Source organism: Stenotrophomonas sp. AG209 (genome assembly GCF_003550055.1).
Lineage (GTDB): Bacteria > Pseudomonadota > Gammaproteobacteria > Xanthomonadales > Xanthomonadaceae > Stenotrophomonas.
The window spans coordinates 237,500-257,381 of the sequence record NZ_QXDB01000002.1; the positions used below are offsets into that span (position 1 = coordinate 237,500).

The window sequence follows — 19,882 nt, forward strand, 5'->3', positions numbered from 1 at the left end:
CATCGGCTCAGTCCGCCTGTCGCGCCCGGAACTGCCGCCAGTCCGGCAACTTGCGGTGGCGGCGCAGCGAGCGCATCAGCGCCGCCATCACCACGCCGAACAGGGCACCGGCAAACAGTCCGGCCGCCAGCAGCAAGGCCAACGGGCGCTCGCTGCCCTGCCACAGCATCAGCCACATCAGCGCGGTCCAGAACAGCCCGAACAGCAGACCCTGCACCAGCGCATTGGTGCCGAAGCCGGCCAGGATCGGCGGTGGCAGCGCGATGCCCATGCGCCACAGCACACGATGCAGCAGCGGCGCCGACTGCACGCGCGCCAGCCCCTTGTCGTCCAGGAAGCGCAGCGCCGACTGGATGACAGCGGGATAGTGCCGGTTGATGTCGTTCATCACCCGATCGTGGCCGATGCGGTGCCGGAAACGCAAACGGCCACCCGAAGGTGGCCGTCGCGGCAACAACCGAAGTTGTTTATCAGGCCTTTTCGGCCAGACGGGCAGCCTTGGCGGCAGCAGCGGCAGCCAGGTCTTCCTTGATGCGGGCAGCCTTGCCTTCCAGGCCACGCAGGTAGTACAGCTTGCCGGCGCGGACCTTACCACGACGCTTCACTTCGACCGAGTCGATGATGGCGCTGTGGGTCTGGAAAACGCGCTCGACGCCGTAGCCGTGCGAGATCTTGCGGACGGTGAACGAGGAGTTCAGGCCGGCGTTCTTGGTGGCGATGACGACGCCTTCGTAGGCCTGCACGCGCTCGCGGCTGCCTTCCTTCACCTTCACGTTGACGACAACGGTGTCGCCCTGGCTGAACTTCGGCAGTTCACGGGTGATCTGGGCGGATTCGAATTCCGCGACGATGGACTTGTTCAGCTTGCTCATGGGTTACACCGATTCTTGTTCGGGTGGGCGTGTCGTATCGACAACGTAGGCTCATGCAGTCACCGGACTGTGCTGCACGTTTGTTTTGGGTACTGCGCGCGCCGGCCGGGGCCGACGGGAATTGGCCATGATAGCCGATAACGCCAGCCCTGCGCTAGGGGCTGGCCTTCTGGTTGCGGGCCTGGCGGCCCTGCTCCAGCAGTTTGCGGTCGGCCTTGCCCAGTGCCTGTTCATCCAGCAGGTCCGGGCGCCGCTCGGCGGTCCGGAGCAGCGACTGCTGGCGGCGCCAGGCCGCGATGGCCGCGTGGTTGCCCGAGCGCAGCACGTCCGGCACGTCACCCAGCGGGTGCTGGGCCGGCTGGCTGTAGTGCGGGCAGTCGAGCAGGCCGAGGTCGCCCTCGAAGCTGTCCTGCGCCGCCGATTCCGCGTCGTTCAGGGCACCGTCCTGCAGGCGGGCCACGGCGTCGATGATCACCGCCGCGCCCAGCTCGCCACCGGACAGTACGTAGTCGCCGAGGGAGATTTCCTCGTCGACATTGGCCTCCAGGAAACGCTCGTCGATGCCCTCGTAGCGGCCACAGAGCAGGACCATGCGCGGCAGCGCCGCCAGTTCCCGCACCTTGGCCTGGGTCAACGGCGCACCCTGCGGGCTGAGATGGATCACCCGCGCCGGGGTCGGATCGGCATCACGGATCGCCTGCAGGCAGGCCTGCAGTGGCTCGATCAGCATCACCATGCCGGGGCCACCACCGAACGGACGGTCGTCCACCCGGCGGTAGTTGCCTTCGGCGTAATCACGGGGGGTCCAGCCATGCAGGCTGAACAACCCCTTCTCCTGCGCGCGCCCGACCACGCCCAATCCAGCGGACTGGGCGAGGAACTCGGGGAACAGGGTGATGACGTCGAAACGCATGCTCACACTCAGAACTCGGGATCCCAGTCGACCACGACCAGGTTGGCCTCGAAGTCGACCGACTTGACGAAGTCCGGCTGCACGAACGGAATCATCCGCTCGCGGTCACCCCGGACCACCACCACGTCGTTGGCGCCGGTGCTGAACAGGTGCGAGACCTGGCCCAGGGCAACGCCCTCGGTGGTCTTCACATCCAGGCCTTCCAGGTCCACCCAGTAATACTCATCGGGCTTCGGCGGCGGCAACGCACTGCGGGCCACGTAGATCTCGGTGCCGTGCATCGCTTCAACGGTATCGCGGTCCTCGACGCCGGGGAAACGGGCGACCAGGTGCTTGCCGCTGTCGCGGCCGCGTACACCTTCAATCGTGGTTTCCACGCCGGACGGGCTGCGCACGATCCACGGCTGGTAACGGAAAATGGCGGAACGTGGCTCGGTCCAGGACTCGAGCTTGATCTCGCCGCGCACACCAAAAGCGCCGACAACCCTGCCCAGCAGGATGCGGCGCTCGATATCTTTCATCTGCTTCAACCAAGAGGGCCACGCCGAAGCGTGGCCCGTCAGGATCAGGCCGCAGCGGCCTGGGACTTGGTCGCTTCCTTGATCAGGTTGCGGACCTTGTCGGTCGGCTGGGCGCCGTTCTTGACCCAATGCTCAACGCGGGCCAGGTCCAGCTCGATGCGCTTCTCGGCGCCCTGGGCGACCGGGTTGTAGAAGCCAACGCGCTCGATGTTGCGGCCGTCGCGCGCGCTGCGCACGTCGGTCACGATGATGTGGTAGAACGGACGCTTCTTGGCGCCGCCGCGGGTCAGTCGAATCTTGACCATGGTGTTTTTCCTATTGCCCAGTCGCCAGGATGGCGAGGTAAGCGGGCGATTATAGCGGCAGAGCCCGGCCGAGCCAACCCCGGGGGCTCGCCCGGGGTCAGATCCCTTTTGCGACGCAAAAGGGATCTGACCCCAGCCCCTGCCAAGCCACGCCCGCCAGCACCGCCCTGCCCTGTTCAGCCAGTGCCTGCGAGCCGGGCAGGACATGCCCGTCGATGGCCTCCAGCGCCCACAGGCCGCTGGCGTTGCAGGCAAAAGCGGCCTTCACACTGTCCAGTTCAGCCAGTGCCAGCGGCCGCGTCTGCTGTCCCCCCGGCCAATGCTGCTTCAGCAGCGCCTCGGCGGTACCGCGCAGGGCCGGCGCCTGCGGCCAGAGCAGCCGTTCACCATCGTGAACGGCCACGTTCCAGGTGCTGCCTTCACTCACGTCGCCATCGGCGGTCACGAACAGCACATCGTCGAATCCTTCCGCCATCGCCGCGCGACGTTCGGCGAACAGACCAAACGTGCCCACATGCTTGATCTGTGGCAGTTCACGCTGCCATGCCACACTGCGCACGCGCTTGGAGGCGGTCAGCGTCACCGGCGCGGACACCGCCACCAGCACGTCCACCGGCACCGCCGCCAGCGGGTTGCGGAAATCGAAGCGGCGCGAGTACACCGTCACCCGCAGTGAGGCATCGGCCAGGCCGGCCTGCCGCAGCGCCTGCGCCATCCAGCCCCGCACCTGCGCCGTATCCAGTTCGCTGCCGAACAGTTCGCGCGTGGCATGCGACAGCCGCGCCAGATGCAGGTCCAGTCCCTGTACGGCGTGGTCGCGTACCTGCAGCGAGGTGAAGTGACCGTAGTTCACCAGCGCCGGCAGCAGATCCTCCACCTGCGCCGGCAGGCCGTTGCAGGTCAGCGTCATCGCAGCAGTGCCTGCGCCTGTTCCCACATGCCGCGCAGCACGTCGGCGGCCGGCCGTGCCGGCGCCATCCACGCCGACTGCCCGGCCCAGGCCTGCATCGCCGCCAGGCGGTTTTCCTGCGCGGCCTGCCTGCGCATCGGCGCGGTCAGCCCGCGCTGCACCGGATACGGACGCGGCGCCGGGGCGCCTTCCGCAGCGGCGGCGCGTACATAGGGTGTCGCCAGGCCGCGGCCCAGGCGGCCGCTGAAGGCGCGGGTCGGCCAGGTATCTTCGGGTTCGCTGGCCGCCAATCCATCGGCCCACGCTGAAGCGATCGCCGCTTCGGGCGTGCGCAGGAAGGCAGTGCCGATCTGCACGGCGCTGGCCCCCAAGGTGAGTGCGGCAGCAATGCCACGGCCGTCGGCGATACCGCCGGCGGCGATCACCGGAATCTGCAGGTGATCGGCCAGGCGTGGCAACAACGCAAACAGGCCGACCAGCTGGCGCTCGGCCATCGCCGGATCGAACGCACCGCGATGGCCACCGGCCTCCACGCCCTGTGCGACCACCGCGTCGGCACCGGCGTCCTGTGCCGCACGCGCTTCGGACAAGGTGGTCGCACAGGCGATCCAGGCAATGCCGGCATCCTTCAACTGCTGTACGTGGCGCGGCAGCAGCACGCCCATGATGGTCGAGGCCACCGCCGGGCGCGCTGCCAGCAGTGCGGCGAACTGTTCTTCGAAGTCGGCGGGCGTGGCATCGGCGGCGCTGGCCGGCACGTCCGGACCCCACTGCGCGAGGAAGGTGCGGCTGGCGGCTTCAGCGGCGACATCACGGGTCGGTGCCGGGTCCGGCACCCATAGGTTCACCTGTGCGGGGCCCGTCGAGGCAGCGCGGAAGTCATCCATCCAGTGGCCGATATCGGCCGATGACGACAGCACCGCGCCCATCGCCCCCATGCTGCCGGCATTGGCCAGCGCAGCCGACAACGGCACCGGGCAGGCGCCGGCCATCGGGGCCAGCAGGATCGGAACGGAAACGCCAAAGCGCCGGCAGAACGCCTCGACGCGGGAAGATACAGCGGAACTCTGCATGACGGCCCATCGTTTCGGACAGGCCCCCATGGTGCGCGCAGGACGGGGGTAGAGTCGAGCTTGCTCGACTCTACCTCGACCGGGGCACCGACAGAAAAGCAGTCGAGCATGGCTCGACTCTACAAAAAAAGCCGGTGTTCAACGCATCAACGGAACGGCATGCCGCGGCCGCCCATGGCGCCCATCATGCCCTTCATGCTGCGCAACATGCCCTTCATGCCGCCGCCGGCCATCTTGCTCATCATCTTTTCCATCTGCATGTACTGCTTCATCAGCTTGTTGACGTCGGCCGGGGTCACGCCCGAGCCCTTGGCGATGCGCGCGCGGCGCGAGCCATTGAGCAGGTTCGGGTTGCGCCGTTCCTTCTTGGTCATCGAGCCGATGATGGCGATCATGCGCGGCACTTCCTTGCCCTGGCTGACCTGCTGCTTCAGATGGTCGGGGATGTTGCCCAGGCCCGGCAGCTTGTCCATCAGGCCGCCGATGCCGCCCATGTTCTGCATCTGCTCGAGCTGGTCGCGCATGTCGTTCAGGTCGAACTTCTTGCCCTTGGCGACCTTCTCGGCCAGCTTGGCGGCCTTGTCCTTGTCGACCTGCTGCTCGACCTGCTCGACCAGCGACAGCACGTCGCCCATGTCCAGGATGCGGCTGGCGATGCGGTCCGGGTGGAACACGTCCAGGCCTTCCGGCTTTTCGCTGACACCGACGAACTTGATCGGCTTGCCGGTGATGTAGCGCACGCTCAGCGCGGCACCGCCGCGGGCGTCACCGTCGGTCTTGGTCAGTACCACGCCGGTCAGCGGCAACGCATCACCGAAGGCCTTGGCGGTGTTGGCCGCGTCCTGGCCGGTCATGGCGTCGACCACGAACAGGGTTTCGGCCGGGTTCACGGCAGCGTGCAGGGCCTTGATCTCGGCCATCATCGCTTCGTCGATGGCCAGGCGGCCGGCGGTATCGACCAGCAGCACGTCGACGAACGACTTGCGCGCATCGTCGATTGCGGCGCGGACGATGGCTTCCGGCTTCTGGTCGGCGCTGGACGGGAAGAACAGCACGCCGACCTGCTCGGCCAGGGTCTTCAGCTGCTCGATCGCGGCCGGGCGGTAGACGTCGGCCGAAACCACCATCACCTTCTTCTTGCGCTTTTCCTTCAGGTGCTTGGCCAGCTTGCCCACCGTGGTGGTCTTGCCGGCGCCCTGCAGGCCCGCCATCAGGATGATGGCCGGGGCGGGTACGTTGAGATTCAGGTCGCTGGCTTCGGCGCCCATCACCGCGGTCAGCTCGTCGCGGACGACCTTGATCAGGGCCTGGCCCGGGGTCAGCGACTTCAGCACTTCCTGGCCGACCGCGCGCACCTTGATGCGCTCGATCAGGGCCTGCACCACCGGCAGCGCAACGTCGGCTTCGAGCAGCGCGATGCGCACTTCGCGGGTCGCCTCGCGGATGTTCTCCTCGGTCAGGCGGCCGCGGCCACGCAGGCGCTCGATGGTGCCGGAAAGGCGCTGGGTCAGGGACTCGAACATGCGGCGCAACCTGTCTGAAAGCGGGGGACAATAAGGCAGACAGTATAACGGGTCCGGCTGTCCGCCCGGACTGCGACCACCGGGCCGTCGCCAGCATCCCGGGGGTATGCGAAACTGCAACGATGACAATCGTTCTCATCGCCGTCCTGCTCTACCTGGCTGCCAGCGCCCTGCTGGTGCGCGCGCTCGGCCGCGATGAAAGCACCGGCTCTCCCACCTGGCTGTGGCCCGCCCTGCCGGCGATGCTGCTGCATGGCGGCTACCACGTGATGGTGGCGATGCGTACCAACGGCGGGCCGGACATGCACTTCTTCGCCGCGCTGTCGCTGGTCGGCCTGGGCATGGCCTGGCTGACCTCGCTGGTCGGCGCGCGTGGGCGGATGTCGGCGCTGGGCGTGGTGGTATTTCCGCTGGCCGCGGTCCTGCTGCTGGCCTACCACGGCTACGGCCACGAACCGAGCAAGGTGCTGGGCTGGCGCCTGGCCAGCCACGCCTGGCTGGCGCTGCTGGCCTACGCCACGCTGAGCATCGCCGCGCTGCTGGCGATCATGCTCTGGCTGCAGGAACGCGCCCTGCGCCGCCGCGAGTTCCGCCCGTGGCTGCGCGCGCTGCCGCCGCTGGCCGATCTGGAATCGCTGCTGTTCCGGGTGATCACCGTCGGCTTCGCGCTGCTGACCCTGACCCTGGTCACCGGCGTGCTGTTCGTCGACGACCTGCTGGCGCAGAAGCTGGTGCACAAGACCGTGCTCAGCGTGCTGTCGTGGATCGTGTTTGGCGTGCTGCTGATCGGCCGCCGGCGCTACGGCTGGCGCGGCATGAAGGCGGTGCACTGGACACTGGCGGCGATGCTGTTGCTGCTGCTGGCGTTCTTCGGCAGCCAGTTCGTGATCGAACTGGTGTTCGGGCATTCGCGATAGAGGCGTGCCGACCAACGGTCGACACCCACCCCGGTAGTGCCGGCCGCTGGCCGGCAACTGGACCACGCCATGCGTGGATGCCGTAAGCGGGTCAAGGCACCGGCTGGGCCAGGATCTTCCGCACCGAGCGGCCGCTGTTGGTGAGGATGTCATCAACCTGCCAGCAGCACTGCCCCTGGCGCACCATCGGCAGACGGGTCACGTAGGCCTTCTTCCACACCGAATAGCGCATCTCGACCTGGCCGGCGGTGGCCGACGCCTCTTTCCAGCTGTAACGCACCGGCGTTTCGATGTCGCCGTCCTGCGCATCCAGCCACGGATCGGAATCGATCGTGCAGATGCCCTCTTCGCGCTGCTGGCAGGCGCGCTCGCCGCGCAGCGCCTTGCCGAAAGCGGGGCTGACCAGCGCCGGTGGTGGCTCCAGCAGGTCGCCATCGCCCGTCGTTGCCTCGTAGAAGGCGCGGGCCACAGCCACGGGTTCCTGGCAGGCCGGCCCGGCCTGCACGGTGGGGGCCAGCAGCAGCCCGGCGATCACGAACATCCCTGTCTTTCGCATGTATTTCTCCTTGAGGTAGTGCCGGCCGCTGGCCGGCAATACAGGATATCCCGGCGCTGCCGGCCAGTGGCCGGCACTACCGATACCCGGCTTACAACCCGTAACGCTCGATCACATCCAGATGCGGCTGGCGATCCTGGTCGCAGGCTTCGGCCAGGCGCAGCCAGCAGTGCGGATGCGGCCACTTCACGGTTTCCTGCTGCAGGAAGCGGTGCAGCGCCAGAGGCGCATGGTCCTGCGGCTGGGCGACCGTGAACAGCAGGCCCGGCAGCGTGCCCTCTTCCGCGTCGGGATCGGTCACGGTGTAGTCCGGGCGGCTGTGCGACCACACCTGCCAGCCCTGCGCTTCGGCCGCAGCAACGAAGGCGTTCCAGGCTTCTTCGCCCGGATGCGCACCGTCGATCAACCAGCTGCGGGCGAAGCCACCGCGCTCCAGCACGTGCACCTGCGCATAGGTCGGGATGAAGTGCTCGCGCGCTTCCTCCTCCTCCGGTGCCGGATGCACCAGCGCGGCATCGAACACCACCCAGTCGCCCACCTGCTGCGCGCGGTTGGCCGGTGCGTTCTCGACGATGCGTGCGGTCACCGGGCCGCTGCGACGGGCGTAGTACTCCATCGGCTCGCCGTTCTCTTCGCTGCGGATGATCACCCAGCCCCACGGCTCTTCAACCACGCCGTCCTGGCTGGACAGCTCCATGCCGATCGCCGCCGCCGAGCGGCGCACCGCGTCCCAGTCACGTGCCGCGCTGGCTGCACTCATGTGGTCCCAATGCGCGGCGCTCGGCTCTTCCAGCAGCTCCACCAGCTGCGCATAGCAGGCCTGCGCCTCGCTGAAACGGCCGGTTTCCATGTACATCCGCGCCAGCGTGCCGCGCGCACCGTGCGAACCGGGCGATGCCGCCAGCAAGGCCTGCGCGGCCCGCTCCAGCGCCGGCCAGTCGGACACGCGGCGGGCGCGCTGCACGTCGCACCAGTGCGCGAACACCGGCACGCTGCCGCGATAGAGGTCGGCAAGCTGGCGCAGGCCATCATCGTCACCCTGCTCGGCCAGCCAGCGCATCAACGTATAAGCGGCCGGGCCATCATCCTGCGCGTGCGCGCGCACGAAGCGCCACAGCAATGCGCGCGCTTCGGTCTGTGCACCACAGGCGCTCAGCGCGGAGGCGGCCATCTCGGCCAAGGCCTCGTCATCGGGCAGCTGCGCCTGTGCCTGCAGCAGCCACTGCGCCTCACGCTCCGGATCGCGCGCCTGGTTCTGCTCGCCCTGCGCGTCCAGCCACGCCAGCAATTCGCCGGCCGGTGCCGGCAGCGGCGCCATCTCCGGCAATGCATCGATGCGTGCCGCCAGGCCGGCCACCAGCGCAGCCGCGCCCCGGTCCTGGCGCAGCTGTGCCAGATGGGTACGCGCCAGCTCCAGCTGGCGCAGCGCCACCCAGCGCGCTCCCCGCTGCAGCGCCAGCTCCAGGCTCAGCGCCGCGACTTCGATCAGCAGGCGATGCGAACCGACCCGGGCGAAGTGCTCGATGATCGTGTTGAAGCGCGTGCCCAGGTCCCACGTATTGCGCGCGGGGTCGCGCTGGCACAGCGCAGCGGCGGTGTTCGCCCACAGCCGCCAGTAGTTCGGGGTCAGCTCGCGCCACGGCACCAGCTGCTGCAGCGCCTCTTCGTCGCGGCCCAGCTGGGCCAGCGCCCACGCCTTGGACAGGCGGCGCGGCACCGTGCAGTTGGCCGGCTCGTACTCACCGGAAGCCGCCACTTCAGCCTCGCGCTTTTCGATCAGCACCAGTGCCTCTTCGGCCCGGCCCACGGCGAGCAGGATCTTGATCTGCATCTCCGGGAAGCTGTCGAACACCTCCTTGCCGCAGGCCTCGATCGCATCGGACTGCACCTGCAGGTAATCCAGCGCCTCCTGGCCACGGCCGTCGTCGAGCAGCGCATCGGCTTTCTCGCAGCTCAGGCACTGGAAGCAGGCCCAGCTGGGATCGATGCGGCCGAGGGTCTCGTCGCACACCTCGATGCGCTCGGGCACCCAGCCCGGGCCATCGATGTTGCCGTAGCAGGCGGCCAGATCCTGGGTCACGCAGATCGACTGCGGGCATTCCAGGGTGTCTTCGCGGTGTGCGCGCTCGAACAGCGCAACGGCTTCGCCAAGTGCGCTCTCGCCTTCAACCCTGTTGCCGACGCGGTTGCGCAGCGCCCAGTGGCCGACGTAGACGTCGACCCAGGGGTTGTCCAGCGCCTTGCCCAGCGCACGCGCTTCGGGCAGCAGTGCATCGACGCGGTCGATCTGCAGCTCGCTGACCTCGTCGGCGAGGCGGTTCAGCAGGTGCGCGTTCTGCGCCTGGCCGGCCTGGCGCAGGTCTCCCTGCAGTTTTTCGACCCAGTTCCAGATGTCCATGGGGTAAGTGCTCCTGTCTAGCGAAGGCTGGATGAGAGGGTGCAGTGCTCAGCGCAGCATCTGCTGCAGGGCACCGGCGATATCGGTAAAGGCGCCGTTGAGATCCGGGCCTGGCGTGGCGGTCGCTGCCCGGGCCAGGGGACGGCCCTGCGCAGCGACGATGATCTTCAGCGAGCGCAGCAGGCGTGCCGCTGCTTCGGCCTGCGGGTGGCCCTCGCGCTGGGCGCGCAACAGCGCCTGCACCGCCGGGTTGTCGAGGTTGAGGTACAGCCGCGAGGGTGCACGCGATTCGATGCGTGCGGTGAACTGCCGCGCCAGGCGCAGCGCCGCCATCGAAACGCGCTTGTCGTTCTCGTCGTCCTCCAGGCGTTGCTTCAGTTCGGCTTCGCGGTCGGGCACCACCACCACCGGCAATGCCTCCGGGCTGAAGCGCGCCGGCAGCAGCTGCTCGCCATCGCCCAGCTGCTCGCGCAGCCAGGCCAACTGCGCCTCGTCGAGGCTGTCATCGGTGCGGAACAATGCGCGATTGCCCTGCTCGGTGCCGAGTTCAACCAGGCGCAGGCCCTTGGCCTGGGCCCAGCGCCGCAGGAATGGCACCACGGCATAGCGATGGCCATGCGCGACCGGCACGCCCATCGCACGGAACAGCATTTCCTCGAAGCCACCGCCGTTGTCGAGGATCACGTGCACGGCACCGCGTGCGGGCAGCGCACTGGCCGGCAGGTCACCCTGCGAAGTCGGCACGCGCACGTGTTCCAGCAGCAGGTCGAACAAGCGGTCATCGCACAGCGCCGCGCCCAGCAGCGCCTCGTTGTGGCGGCTCAATACGCGTCGCCACGCCTCTGGCTGCTGCCGTGCAACGTCGGCCAGGCCATCAATCAGCGCCTCCAGCAAGGCATGTTGCACAGCGCGGTACTGGTCATCGCGCTGCAGGTCTTCGCGGCTGGCGGTGGGCGTCAGCCGCGAGGATTCGATCACCCCGCCGATGAAACCGGCCCACGGCGGCAGCAGGTCGCGGGCGTCGTCATCCAGCAGCATGCCGCGCACGAACACCGACAGGTTGCGGTTGTCACTGGTGCCATAGGTGGCGCCGTCCTGCACCCACAGCAGGCCGGTGGCATCGCTGTTGCCATCGGCACGCAGCGGCACGGTGACGATCGGCTCGAAATCGTGCTCGAAGCGCGCAGCGAACTGCAGCGCCTGGCGGCGCGCCTGCACCGGATGCACGGCGACATCCCCCTGGCCGCGCCACGGCGGTGGCTCGGGATTGAGCGCCTCGCCCGCAGCGCCGATGAAGATCGGCTCGGACAACAACGCGCAGTAGCGGCCCAGCACCTCATGCAGGCGCGCCTCGTTGGCCAGCGGCAGGAAGTCCGGATGCAGCTCCAGTTCGACCTCGGTGCCGACCGCGCGTGCCGGCACTTCGCTGACGGTGTACTGCTCGGCGTTGCTGGACACGTACAGATGGCCCAGCTCCGGCGTCTGGTACGAGGTCGTGCGCACGCTGACCCGGCGCGCGAGCACGAAGGCCGACAGGAAGCCGAGGCCGAACATGCCGATCAGGCCATCATCGTCCTCGCCGCCCTGGCGCAGGCCACGGGTATAGCCGACGCCGACGGTGGCCAGGTAGTCGTGGATTTCCTGGCGGGTCAGGCCGGCACCGGTATCGATGATGCGCAGCACGCCGGCACCGGCATCGACCTGCACCGAAATGCGCGAAGGTACCTCGACGCCGGGCTGCTCGATGCGGCGGCGGATGATCGAGTCGTGCGCGTTCTGCACCAGCTCACGCAGCGCCACCACCGGGGTGGAATACAGGTGCTTGCCCAGCACCGTCATCAATCCATTGAGATCGACCCCGGCACGACGGATCTCGGCGTTGGGGGCAATGAGCGCGGTGTCCTGCATGTAATCGTTTACTCCTGGGCACGGAAAGACGCCAGAGGGCGACTTCGTCGAGCGGGAAAAACTAGCACAGGGAAGCTGACCGTTGCCGTGTCGGTCGCCGTATTCCACGTGCGCGGTGGTGACGCCGGGTGATGCCCGGCGGGTGCGCGGCAGGCATCACGCCGCGTCGATAGCCTCGGACAGACGCTCCACCGCAATCACTTCCATACCCTTCACCGAACCGCCTTTGGGCGCATTGGCCTTGGGCACGATGGCGCGCTTGAAGCCATGGGTGGCGGCCTCGCGCAGGCGGTCCTCGCCATTGGGCACCGGGCGGATCTCGCCGGACAGGCCCACCTCGCCGAAGGCGATGGTCTTTTCCGCCAGCGGCCGATCCTGCAGCGAGGACAGCACCGCCAGCAGCACCGGCAGGTCGGCGGCGGTCTCCTGCACGCGGATGCCGCCAACGACATTGACGAACACGTCCTGGTCGCCGACCAGCACGCCGCCGTGGCGATGCAACACCGCCAGCAGCATGGCCAGGCGGTTCTGCTCCAGGCCGACCGCGACACGGCGTGGATTCGACAGCGGCGACGCATCGACCAGTGCCTGCACTTCCACCAGCAGCGGCCGGGTGCCCTCGCGGGTGACCATCACGCAGCTGCCCGGTTGATGGGTGCTGCCGCCGGACAGGAAGATCGCCGATGGGTTGGAGACCTCCTTCAAGCCCTTGTCGCCCATCGCGAACACGCCCAGTTCGTTGACCGCACCGAAGCGGTTCTTGAACGCGCGCAGCAGGCGGAAGCGGCTGCCACTCTCACCCTCGAAGTACAGCACCGCGTCGACCATGTGCTCGAGCACGCGCGGACCCGCGATGCCGCCCTCCTTGGTCACGTGGCCGACCAGGAACACGGCGGTACCGGTCTCCTTGGCGAACCGCACCAGCCGCGCCGCGCTCTCGCGCACCTGGCTGACCGATCCCGGCGCAGCGGTCAGGCTCTCGGTCCACAGGGTCTGCACGGAGTCGGCCACGATCAGCCGCGGGCCGGCCTTGGATGCATGCTGCAGGATCGATTCGACCCCGGTCTCGGCCAGCGCATTGACCCCGTCCAGCGGCAGCTCCAGCCGGTGCGCGCGGCCGGCGACCTGCGCCAGCGACTCTTCGCCGGTGACGTACAGCACCGGCAGCTCGGCTGCCATCTTCGCCACCGCCTGCAGCAGCAGCGTCGACTTGCCGATGCCCGGATCGCCACCGACCAGCACCACTGCGCCCTCGACCAGGCCACCGCCCAGCACCCGGTCGAACTCGCCGATGCCGGTGGAGACCCGGCGATGCTCGGTCTGCTCCACGTCCTTCAGGGCGGTGATCTTCGGCGGGTCGATCTTGCCGGCCCAGCCGGCCCGGCGCGAGGCCGGCGCCTTGGCCGCCGCCGCGCTTTCCAGCACGATTTCCGACAGCGAGTTCCAGGCGTTGCACTCGGTGCATTGGCCCTGCCACTTGCTGAATTCGGCGCCGCATTCATTGCAGACGTAGGCGGTGCGGGCTTTTGCCATCGGATGATTTCCAGCAACGGGAACAGGCGTGGCAGGATAGCCGAGCCGGGTCGCAGGTGCTGCGACCGCTCAAGTCCTGCCCACCCGCGCCGATAGGGGTCGCGGGCGTGCGCCTTGCGGGCGCCCCTCCCTCTCCCACTGGATTCAACATGACTGGCAGTTACAGTCAGAGCCTGGTCATCATCTCCCTGCTGGTGGCCATTCTTGCTTCGTACACGGCGCTGGACATGGCCGGGCGCCTGGCCACGGCCGAGGGCCGCGTGGCCCGCTGGTGGCTGGCCGGGGGGGCGGCGGCCATGGGCCTGGGCATCTGGTCGATGCACTTCATCGGCATGCTCGCCTTCGATCTGCCGATCCCGGTCGGCTACGACCTCGGCATTACCCTGTACTCGCTGGCGGTCTCGATCGGCGCCTCGGCCTATGCGCTGTGGCTGGTGTCACGCCCCAGCCTGCCTTGGCGCCGGCTGCTGGCCGGTGCCGTGCTGATGGGCCTGGGCATCGCCACCATGCATTACCTGGGCATGGCGGCGATGCGCATGCAGCCGGGCATCGACTACCACCCGGGCTGGTTTGCCGCCTCCATCGCGGTAGCCATCGGTGCCGCTGGCGCCGCCCTGTGGATCGCCTTCCGCCTGCGCGCCGAGCATCGCCACACCCTGCTCCTGCGCGCGCTCGCATCGCTGGTGATGGGCCTGGCCATCGTCGGCATGCATTACACCGGCATGGCCGCGGCGCGCTTCCCCGAAGGCAGCATCTGTGGCGCCGTCGGCAGTGGTGGCATCGACACGCGCTGGCTGGCGGTGCTGGTCATCGTCACCACCGTGGCCACGCTGGGCATCGCCCTGGTGGCCTCGCTGTTCGACCGGCAGATGCGCGTGCGCACCGGGCTGCTGGCCGACTCGCTGGCGCACGCCAACAACAAGCTGATCCAGGCCGCACTGCACGACCCGTTGACCCAGCTGCCCAACCGCATGCTGCTGCAGGACCGCATCGAGCAGGCGATCGAGAAGGCGCGGCGTCGCAATCATGCGGTGGCGGTGATGTTCTGCGACCTGGATGGTTTCAAGGCGGTCAATGATGCCTATGGCCACCAGCTCGGCGACCGCCTGCTGGTGGCGGTGGCGCAGCGCATCGGCGGGCTGCTGCGGCCGCAGGATACGTTTGCCCGTCTCGGCGGCGACGAGTTCGTGATCGTGCTGGCCATCGATATTCCCGACGATGCGGTGGTGGTGGCCGAGCGCATCATCGCCGCTGCCGGCGAACCGTTCACGCTGGATGCGGCCGAACTGCAGGTCAGCGCCAGCCTGGGCATCGCCCTGTACCCGGACGATGCCAGCAACGAACGCGAGCTGATGGCTCACGCCGACGCGGCGATGTACCACACCAAGGAAACCGGGCGGAACGGCTATACCTTCTTCACCCCCTCGATGCAGCTGAGCGCCAACCGCCAACTGCGCCTGCTGCAGGACCTGCGCAAGGCCATCGCCCGCAACGAACTGATCCTGCACTACCAGCCCAAGTTCCCTGCCGCCGGCGCACCGGCCACCGGCGCCGAAGCGCTGCTGCGCTGGCAGCACCCGGAGCTGGGCCAGCTGGCGCCGGATGTGTTCATTCCCATCGCCGAGCGCAGCGGCCTGATCCTGCCGATCGGTGACTGGGTACTGGACCGCGCCTGCGCGCAGCTGCGTGCATGGCACGATGCCGGGCATGCCGAATGGTCGATGGCGGTGAACCTGTCGCCGTTGCAGTTCGCCTCGCCGGCGCTGCTGGACAGTGTGCGCGAGGTGCTGCAGCGGCACCGGATCGAACCCGCGCGGCTGACCCTGGAGATCACCGAGACCACGGCGATGAAGGATGTCGATGCCAGCCTGGCGATCCTCAACGACCTGACCGCGATGGGCGTGCACATTGCCATCGATGATTTCGGCACCGGCTACTCCAGCCTGCTGTACCTCAAGCGCATGCCCGCCACCGAACTGAAGATCGACCGTGCGTTCGTGCACGACCTGGAGCGCAATGACGAGGACGCCGCCATCGTCTCGTCGATCATCGCGCTGGGCCGCACCCTGCAGCTGCAGGTGGTTGCCGAAGGCGTGGAGACCCAGGCGCAGCGCGAATACCTGAGCGAGCTGGGCTGCGATCAGTTGCAGGGTTATCACCTGGGGCGGCCGATGGACGCCGAAGAGTTCCTGCGCCGGGTGGGGTGAGTCACCGGCTTTGGGGTCGGATCCCTTGCCGCAGGCCAGGGCTCTGACCCCATCCACGCAACCCCATCCACGCGTGGCCTGGATCTACCGGGGCCCCGGGGTCAGAGCCCTGGCCTGCGGCCAGGGATCCGACCCCATCCAGCCGCCAACAAAAAGGCCGCCCGAGGGCGGCCTTTCTGCGTAGCAACGTCGCGAGGACGTCAGTGCATCATGTGCACGTTCATGTTGTGCATGACCCACAGGGTGCCGATCACGATGATGCCGATCACCACAACGGTGAAGGCCGCAGCGTTGACGTTCCAGCGGCTTTCCGAAGAGCGGTCCAGGTGCAGGAAGAACACCAGGTGGACCAGCATCTGCAGCACCGCGGTGACCGCGATCACCACACCGTTGACGGTGCGCGAGAAGTCGCCCGACATCACCATCCAGAACGGGATGACGGTCAGCACCACCGCCAGCACGAAGCCGATCAGGTAGGACTTGACGCTGCCGTGGCTCTCGCCGCCGGCGGCGTGGTCGTGTGCATGGTTGTCATGTGCCATTACAGCGCTCCATTGAGGTAGACGACGGAGAACACGCCGATCCAGATCAGGTCCAGGAAGTGCCAGAACAGGCTCAGGCACGCCATGCGGGTCTTGTTGGTCGGGGTCAGGCCGTACTTCTTCAGCTGCACGAACATCACCAGCAGCCACAGCAGGCCAGCGCTGACGTGCAGGCCGTGGGTACCGACCAGGGCGAAGAACGCCGACAGGAAGGCACTGCGGTCCGGACCGTAGCCCTGATGGATCAGGTGCTGGAATTCATAGACTTCCATGCACATGAAGCCGAAGCCCAGCAGCCAGGTGACCGCCAGCCACAGGAACATCTGGCCGACCTGCTTGCGGTGCATGGCGATCATGCCCAGGCCGAAGGTCAGCGACGAGGTCAGCAGCAGCGCGGTTTCCCACGCCACGAACGGCAGCTCGAACAGGTCCTTCGCGGTGGGACCACCATCGGTACCGCCGGACAGCACCACGTAGGTGGCGAACAGCGAGGCGAAGATGAGGCAGTCGCTCATCAGGTACACCCAGAAACCGAAGACGGTATTGCCGCCGGTGTCGTGGTGCTCGTGGTCGTCATGGCCATGGGCCGCCGCGTGCGCGGCGTGCCCGTGGCTCAGGGTCGAGGTATTGGTGCTCATGCCTTCAGCTCCGACTTCACCAGGCCCTGGGCTTCCAGGTGCTTGCGGTGTTCGTTCTCGATGCGTTCCACCTCGGCGGCCGGGACCCAGTAGTCCACGTCCTGGTCGAAGGTGCGGTAGATGAACGTGGCGATCATGCCGACGAAGCCGACGATGGCCAGCCACCAGATGTGCCAGATCATCGCGAAGCCGAACACCAGGCTGAAGGCACCGATGACAACGCCCGTGCCGGTGTTGCGCGGCATGTGGATGTCGGTGTACTTGGCCGGCTTCGGCCAGGCTTCACCGCGCTGCTTGCGCTCCCAGAAATCGTCCAGCTCGGTGACTTCCGGCAGCGTGCCGAAGTTGTAGAAGGCCGGCGGCGAAGAGGTTTCCCACTCCAGCGTACGGGCGTCCCACGGGTCGCCGGTCAGGTCGACGGTCTTCTTGCGGTCGCGGATCGACACGGCCACCTGGATGATCTGGCACAGGATGCCGGCGCCAACGATGAAGGCACCTGCGGCGGCGATCAGCAGCAGCGGCTCGTAGGCCGGGTTGACCGTGCTCTGCAGGCGACGGGTCATGCCCATGAAGCCCAGCACGTACATCGGCATGAAGGTCACGTAGAAGCCGATGAACCAGCACCAGAACGCGCACTTGCCCCAGAACTCGTTGAGGCGGAAGCCGAACATCTTCGGCCACCAGTAGGTGATGCCGGCGAACATGCCGAACACCACGCCGCCGATGATGACGTTGTGGAAGTGGGCGATCAGGAACAGGCTGTTGTGCAGCACGAAGTCGATGGCCGGAATCGCCAGCATCACGCCGGTCATGCCGCCGATGACGAAGGTGACCATGAAGCCGATGGTCCACAGCACCGGGGTGGTGAAGTGCACGCGACCGCGGAACATGGTGAACAGCCAGTTGAAGATCTTCACGCCGGTCGGGATCGAGATGATCATCGTCGTGATGCCGAAGAAGGCATTGACGTTGGCACCCGAACCCATGGTGAAGAAGTGGTGCAGCCACACGATGAACGACAGCACGCCGATGCAGGCGGTGGCGTAGACCATGCCCTTGTAGCCGAACAGCGCCTTGCGCGAGAAGGTCGCGATGACTTCGGAGAACACACCGAATGCCGGCAGGACCAGGATGTACACCTCCGGGTGACCCCAGATCCAGATCAGGTTGATGTACAGCATGGCGTTGCCGCCACCGTCATTGGTGAAGAAGTGCGTACCCAGGTAACGGTCCAGGGTCAGCAGCACCAGGGTGATGGTCAGCACCGGGAAGGCAGCGACGATCAGCACGTTGGTCACCAGGGCGGTCCAGGTGAACACCGGCATCTGCATCAGCTTCATGCTGGGGGTACGCATCTTCAGGATGGTGATGAAGAAGTTGATACCGCTCAGCGTGGTACCCAGGCCTGCGACCTGTAGACCCCAGATGTAGTAGTCCATGCCGACGCTTGGACTGTATTCGATGCCCGACAGTGGCGGGAACGCCAGCCAGCCGGTGGCAGCAAACTCACCGATCCACAGCGACAGCATGATCAGCACCGCGCCGGACACGAACAGCCAGAAGCTGAGCGAGTTGACGAACGGGAACGCGACGTCGCGCGCACCGATCTGCAGCGGCACGGCCAGGTTCATCAGGCCGGTGATCAGCGGCATCGCCACGAAGAAGATCATGATCACGCCGTGGGCGGTGAAGATCTGGTCGTAGTGGTGCGGCGGCAGGTAACCCTCGGAACCACCGACGGCGATGGCCTGCTGGGTACGCATCATGATGGCGTCGGAGAAACCGCGCAGCAGCATGACGAAGGCGACGATGAGGTACATCACGCCGATCTTCTTGTGGTCCACCGAGGTGAACCACTCCTTCCACAGATAGCCCCACAGCTTGAACTTGGTGATCAGGGCCATGACGCCCAGGCCACCCAGCACCGCGCCGACCAGGGTGGTCAGCACGATCGGATCGTGGGGGATCGACTCAAGAGAGAGTTTTCCCAACATGTTCATTCTCCCGAACCCGCGTGGCCGGCATGGCCTGCGTGTTCGTGTTCGTTGGCATCCAGGTTTTCACCCGATTCCTTGGAATCATGCGCGTCACTGGGGGCATGGCCCTCGTGCGCTTCATGGCTGGCGGCATCGGCAGCGGCGGCACCAGCGTGCGAGTGCTTCATGCCGTAATGCTTGTTGTCGCCCATGTGCTTGGCGATGACCCAGTCGAACAGGCCTTCTTCGGTCTTGCCGAAGTAGGTGACCGGGTACCACTCGGCGTTGCGTGCTTCACCCAGCGCCTTGAACGAGGCCTTGTCCAGGGTCTGCTCGCCGGCGCGGACCTGGTCCAGCCACTGGCGGTATTCGGCATCGGTGACCGAGTAGGCGGTGAAGTGCATCTTGGCGAAGCCCGCGCCGCTGTAGTGCGAGGACATGCCCGGGAATTCACCGGTCTCGTTGGCGATCAGGTGGAGCTTGGTCTCCATCGCAGCCATCGAGTAGATCATGCTGCCCAGGTGCGGGATGAAGAACGCATTCATCACCGAATCGGACGTGATCTTGAAGTTCAGCGGCGTGTTGACCGGGAACTTGATTTCGTTGACGACCGCCACCTTCTCTTCCGGATAGATGAACAGCCACTTCCAGTCCAGCGAGATCGCCTCGATGGTGACCGGCTTGACGTCCGAATCCAGCGGACGATACGGGTCCAGTGCGTGCGACGAGCGCCAGGTCAGGACCGCCAGAACCAGCACGATCATGCAGGGAATGGACCACACCACCACCTCGATCGCCGTCGAGTGGGACCACTTCGGCTCGTAGCGGGCCTTGGTGTTGGAGGCGCGATACTTCCACGCGAAGGTCAGGGTCATGATGATGACCGGGATGACGACCAGCAGCATGAGCACGGTGGCCGTGATCAGCAGGGTCTTCTCATCCTGGCCGATCTGGCCCTTCGGACTGAGGATGGCCACCGCATCGCAACCGGTGAGCATCACCAGCAACGACAGCAGCAGGCCCGGGCGCAACCAGCGCCCAAGGGTTTTCAACGGAATCATCGGTCGATCCAATTGCGAGGGAATGCCGT

At 67.0% G+C, this 19,882-nt stretch carries 18 protein-coding genes; 2 read left to right on the forward strand and 16 right to left on the reverse strand.

Translation table 11 applies throughout. The features are described from left to right. Nucleotides 1-7: 7 nt before the first annotated feature. The 8 genes from DFO63_RS12680 to ffh form a co-directional block, all read right to left on the reverse strand. On the reverse strand, nt 8-388 hold the full coding sequence (locus tag DFO63_RS12680) for a DUF6404 family protein (RefSeq protein WP_119007129.1): 381 nt from the start codon (nt 386-388) through the stop codon (nt 8-10). 82 nt (nt 389-470) lie between these two features. Beyond that, a complete protein-coding gene (gene rplS / locus DFO63_RS12685) occupies nt 471-872 on the reverse strand; it encodes a 50S ribosomal protein L19 (RefSeq protein ID WP_005408597.1) in 402 nt (133 codons plus the stop codon). A 154-nt stretch (nt 873-1,026) separates the two neighbouring features. Continuing rightward, a complete protein-coding gene (trmD, locus tag DFO63_RS12690) occupies nt 1,027-1,785 on the reverse strand; it encodes a tRNA (guanosine(37)-N1)-methyltransferase TrmD (protein WP_119007130.1) in 759 nt (252 codons plus the stop codon). Between the two features lie 8 nt (nt 1,786-1,793). Then, the gene (rimM, locus tag DFO63_RS12695) at nt 1,794-2,306 is read right to left on the reverse strand and encodes a ribosome maturation factor RimM (RefSeq protein WP_010483256.1); all 513 of its coding nucleotides are present in this window, start codon (nt 2,304-2,306) and stop codon (nt 1,794-1,796) included. Nucleotides 2,307-2,350: 44 nt separating this feature from the next. After that, nucleotides 2,351-2,611, reverse strand: a complete 261-nt coding sequence (gene rpsP, locus DFO63_RS12700; protein ID WP_119007131.1) for a 30S ribosomal protein S16 — start codon at nt 2,609-2,611, stop codon at nt 2,351-2,353. A 97-nt stretch (nt 2,612-2,708) separates the two neighbouring features. Further along, nucleotides 2,709-3,521 carry an aminotransferase class IV family protein gene (locus DFO63_RS12705; protein WP_049446420.1) on the reverse strand — a complete coding sequence of 271 codons (813 nt, stop codon included), beginning with the start codon at nt 3,519-3,521 and terminating at the stop codon, nt 2,709-2,711. Beyond that, complete coding sequence (locus DFO63_RS12710) at nt 3,518-4,594, reverse strand: nitronate monooxygenase (RefSeq protein WP_101765138.1); 1,077 nt, start codon at nt 4,592-4,594, stop codon at nt 3,518-3,520. Before DFO63_RS12710 ends, DFO63_RS12705 begins: the two co-directional genes overlap by 4 nt. Nucleotides 4,595-4,740: 146 nt before the next feature. Then, nucleotides 4,741-6,117 (reverse strand): signal recognition particle protein, encoded by a 1,377-nt coding sequence (gene ffh, locus DFO63_RS12715; protein WP_014036403.1) that lies wholly within the window; start codon nt 6,115-6,117, stop codon nt 4,741-4,743. Between the two features lie 122 nt (nt 6,118-6,239). On the opposite strand from ffh, the gene ccsA reads away from it, so the two are divergent. Beyond that, a complete protein-coding gene (ccsA, locus tag DFO63_RS12720) occupies nt 6,240-7,034 on the forward strand; it encodes a cytochrome c biogenesis protein CcsA (RefSeq protein WP_010483269.1) in 795 nt (264 codons plus the stop codon). Between the two features lie 91 nt (nt 7,035-7,125). Here the strand turns inward: ccsA and DFO63_RS12725 are convergent, their stop codons facing one another. From DFO63_RS12725 to radA, 4 genes are all read right to left on the reverse strand, one after another. Continuing rightward, entirely contained in the window at nt 7,126-7,590 is a 465-nt protein-coding gene (locus tag DFO63_RS12725) for a hypothetical protein (RefSeq protein WP_119007132.1), read from the reverse strand. A gap of 91 nt (nt 7,591-7,681) precedes the next feature. Then, entirely contained in the window at nt 7,682-9,988 is a 2,307-nt protein-coding gene (locus tag DFO63_RS12730; protein ID WP_101765136.1) for a tetratricopeptide repeat protein, read from the reverse strand. Between the two features lie 48 nt (nt 9,989-10,036). Then, entirely contained in the window at nt 10,037-11,896 is a 1,860-nt protein-coding gene (locus DFO63_RS12735; protein ID WP_119007133.1) for an ATP-binding protein, read from the reverse strand. A gap of 156 nt (nt 11,897-12,052) precedes the next feature. After that, nucleotides 12,053-13,429, reverse strand: coding sequence for a DNA repair protein RadA (radA, locus tag DFO63_RS12740; protein WP_014646395.1), 1,377 nt, complete (start codon nt 13,427-13,429; stop codon nt 12,053-12,055). A gap of 149 nt (nt 13,430-13,578) precedes the next feature. Here radA and DFO63_RS12745 point away from each other — a divergent pair, with 149 nt between their 5' ends. Then, nucleotides 13,579-15,636, forward strand: coding sequence for a bifunctional diguanylate cyclase/phosphodiesterase (locus tag DFO63_RS12745; protein ID WP_119007134.1), 2,058 nt, complete (start codon nt 13,579-13,581; stop codon nt 15,634-15,636). 200 nt (nt 15,637-15,836) lie between these two features. On the opposite strand, the gene cyoD is transcribed toward DFO63_RS12745, so the two are convergent. Genes cyoD through cyoA form a run of 4 tightly spaced genes read right to left on the reverse strand, consistent with a single transcriptional unit; the run spans nt 15,837 to nt 19,853 of the window. Continuing rightward, the gene (gene cyoD, locus DFO63_RS12750) at nt 15,837-16,178 is read right to left on the reverse strand and encodes a cytochrome o ubiquinol oxidase subunit IV (RefSeq protein WP_014036396.1); all 342 of its coding nucleotides are present in this window, start codon (nt 16,176-16,178) and stop codon (nt 15,837-15,839) included. Further along, complete coding sequence (cyoC, locus tag DFO63_RS12755) at nt 16,178-16,816, reverse strand: cytochrome o ubiquinol oxidase subunit III (RefSeq protein WP_049446432.1); 639 nt, start codon at nt 16,814-16,816, stop codon at nt 16,178-16,180. Before cyoC ends, cyoD begins: the two co-directional genes overlap by 1 nt. After that, nucleotides 16,813-18,810 (reverse strand): cytochrome o ubiquinol oxidase subunit I, encoded by a 1,998-nt coding sequence (cyoB, locus tag DFO63_RS12760; RefSeq protein WP_014036395.1) that lies wholly within the window; start codon nt 18,808-18,810, stop codon nt 16,813-16,815. The genes cyoC and cyoB overlap by 4 nt, the downstream gene beginning before the upstream one ends. Before the next feature lie 2 nt (nt 18,811-18,812). After that, entirely contained in the window at nt 18,813-19,853 is a 1,041-nt protein-coding gene (cyoA, locus tag DFO63_RS12765) for a ubiquinol oxidase subunit II (RefSeq protein WP_049446433.1), read from the reverse strand. Nucleotides 19,854-19,882 lie beyond the last annotated feature (29 nt).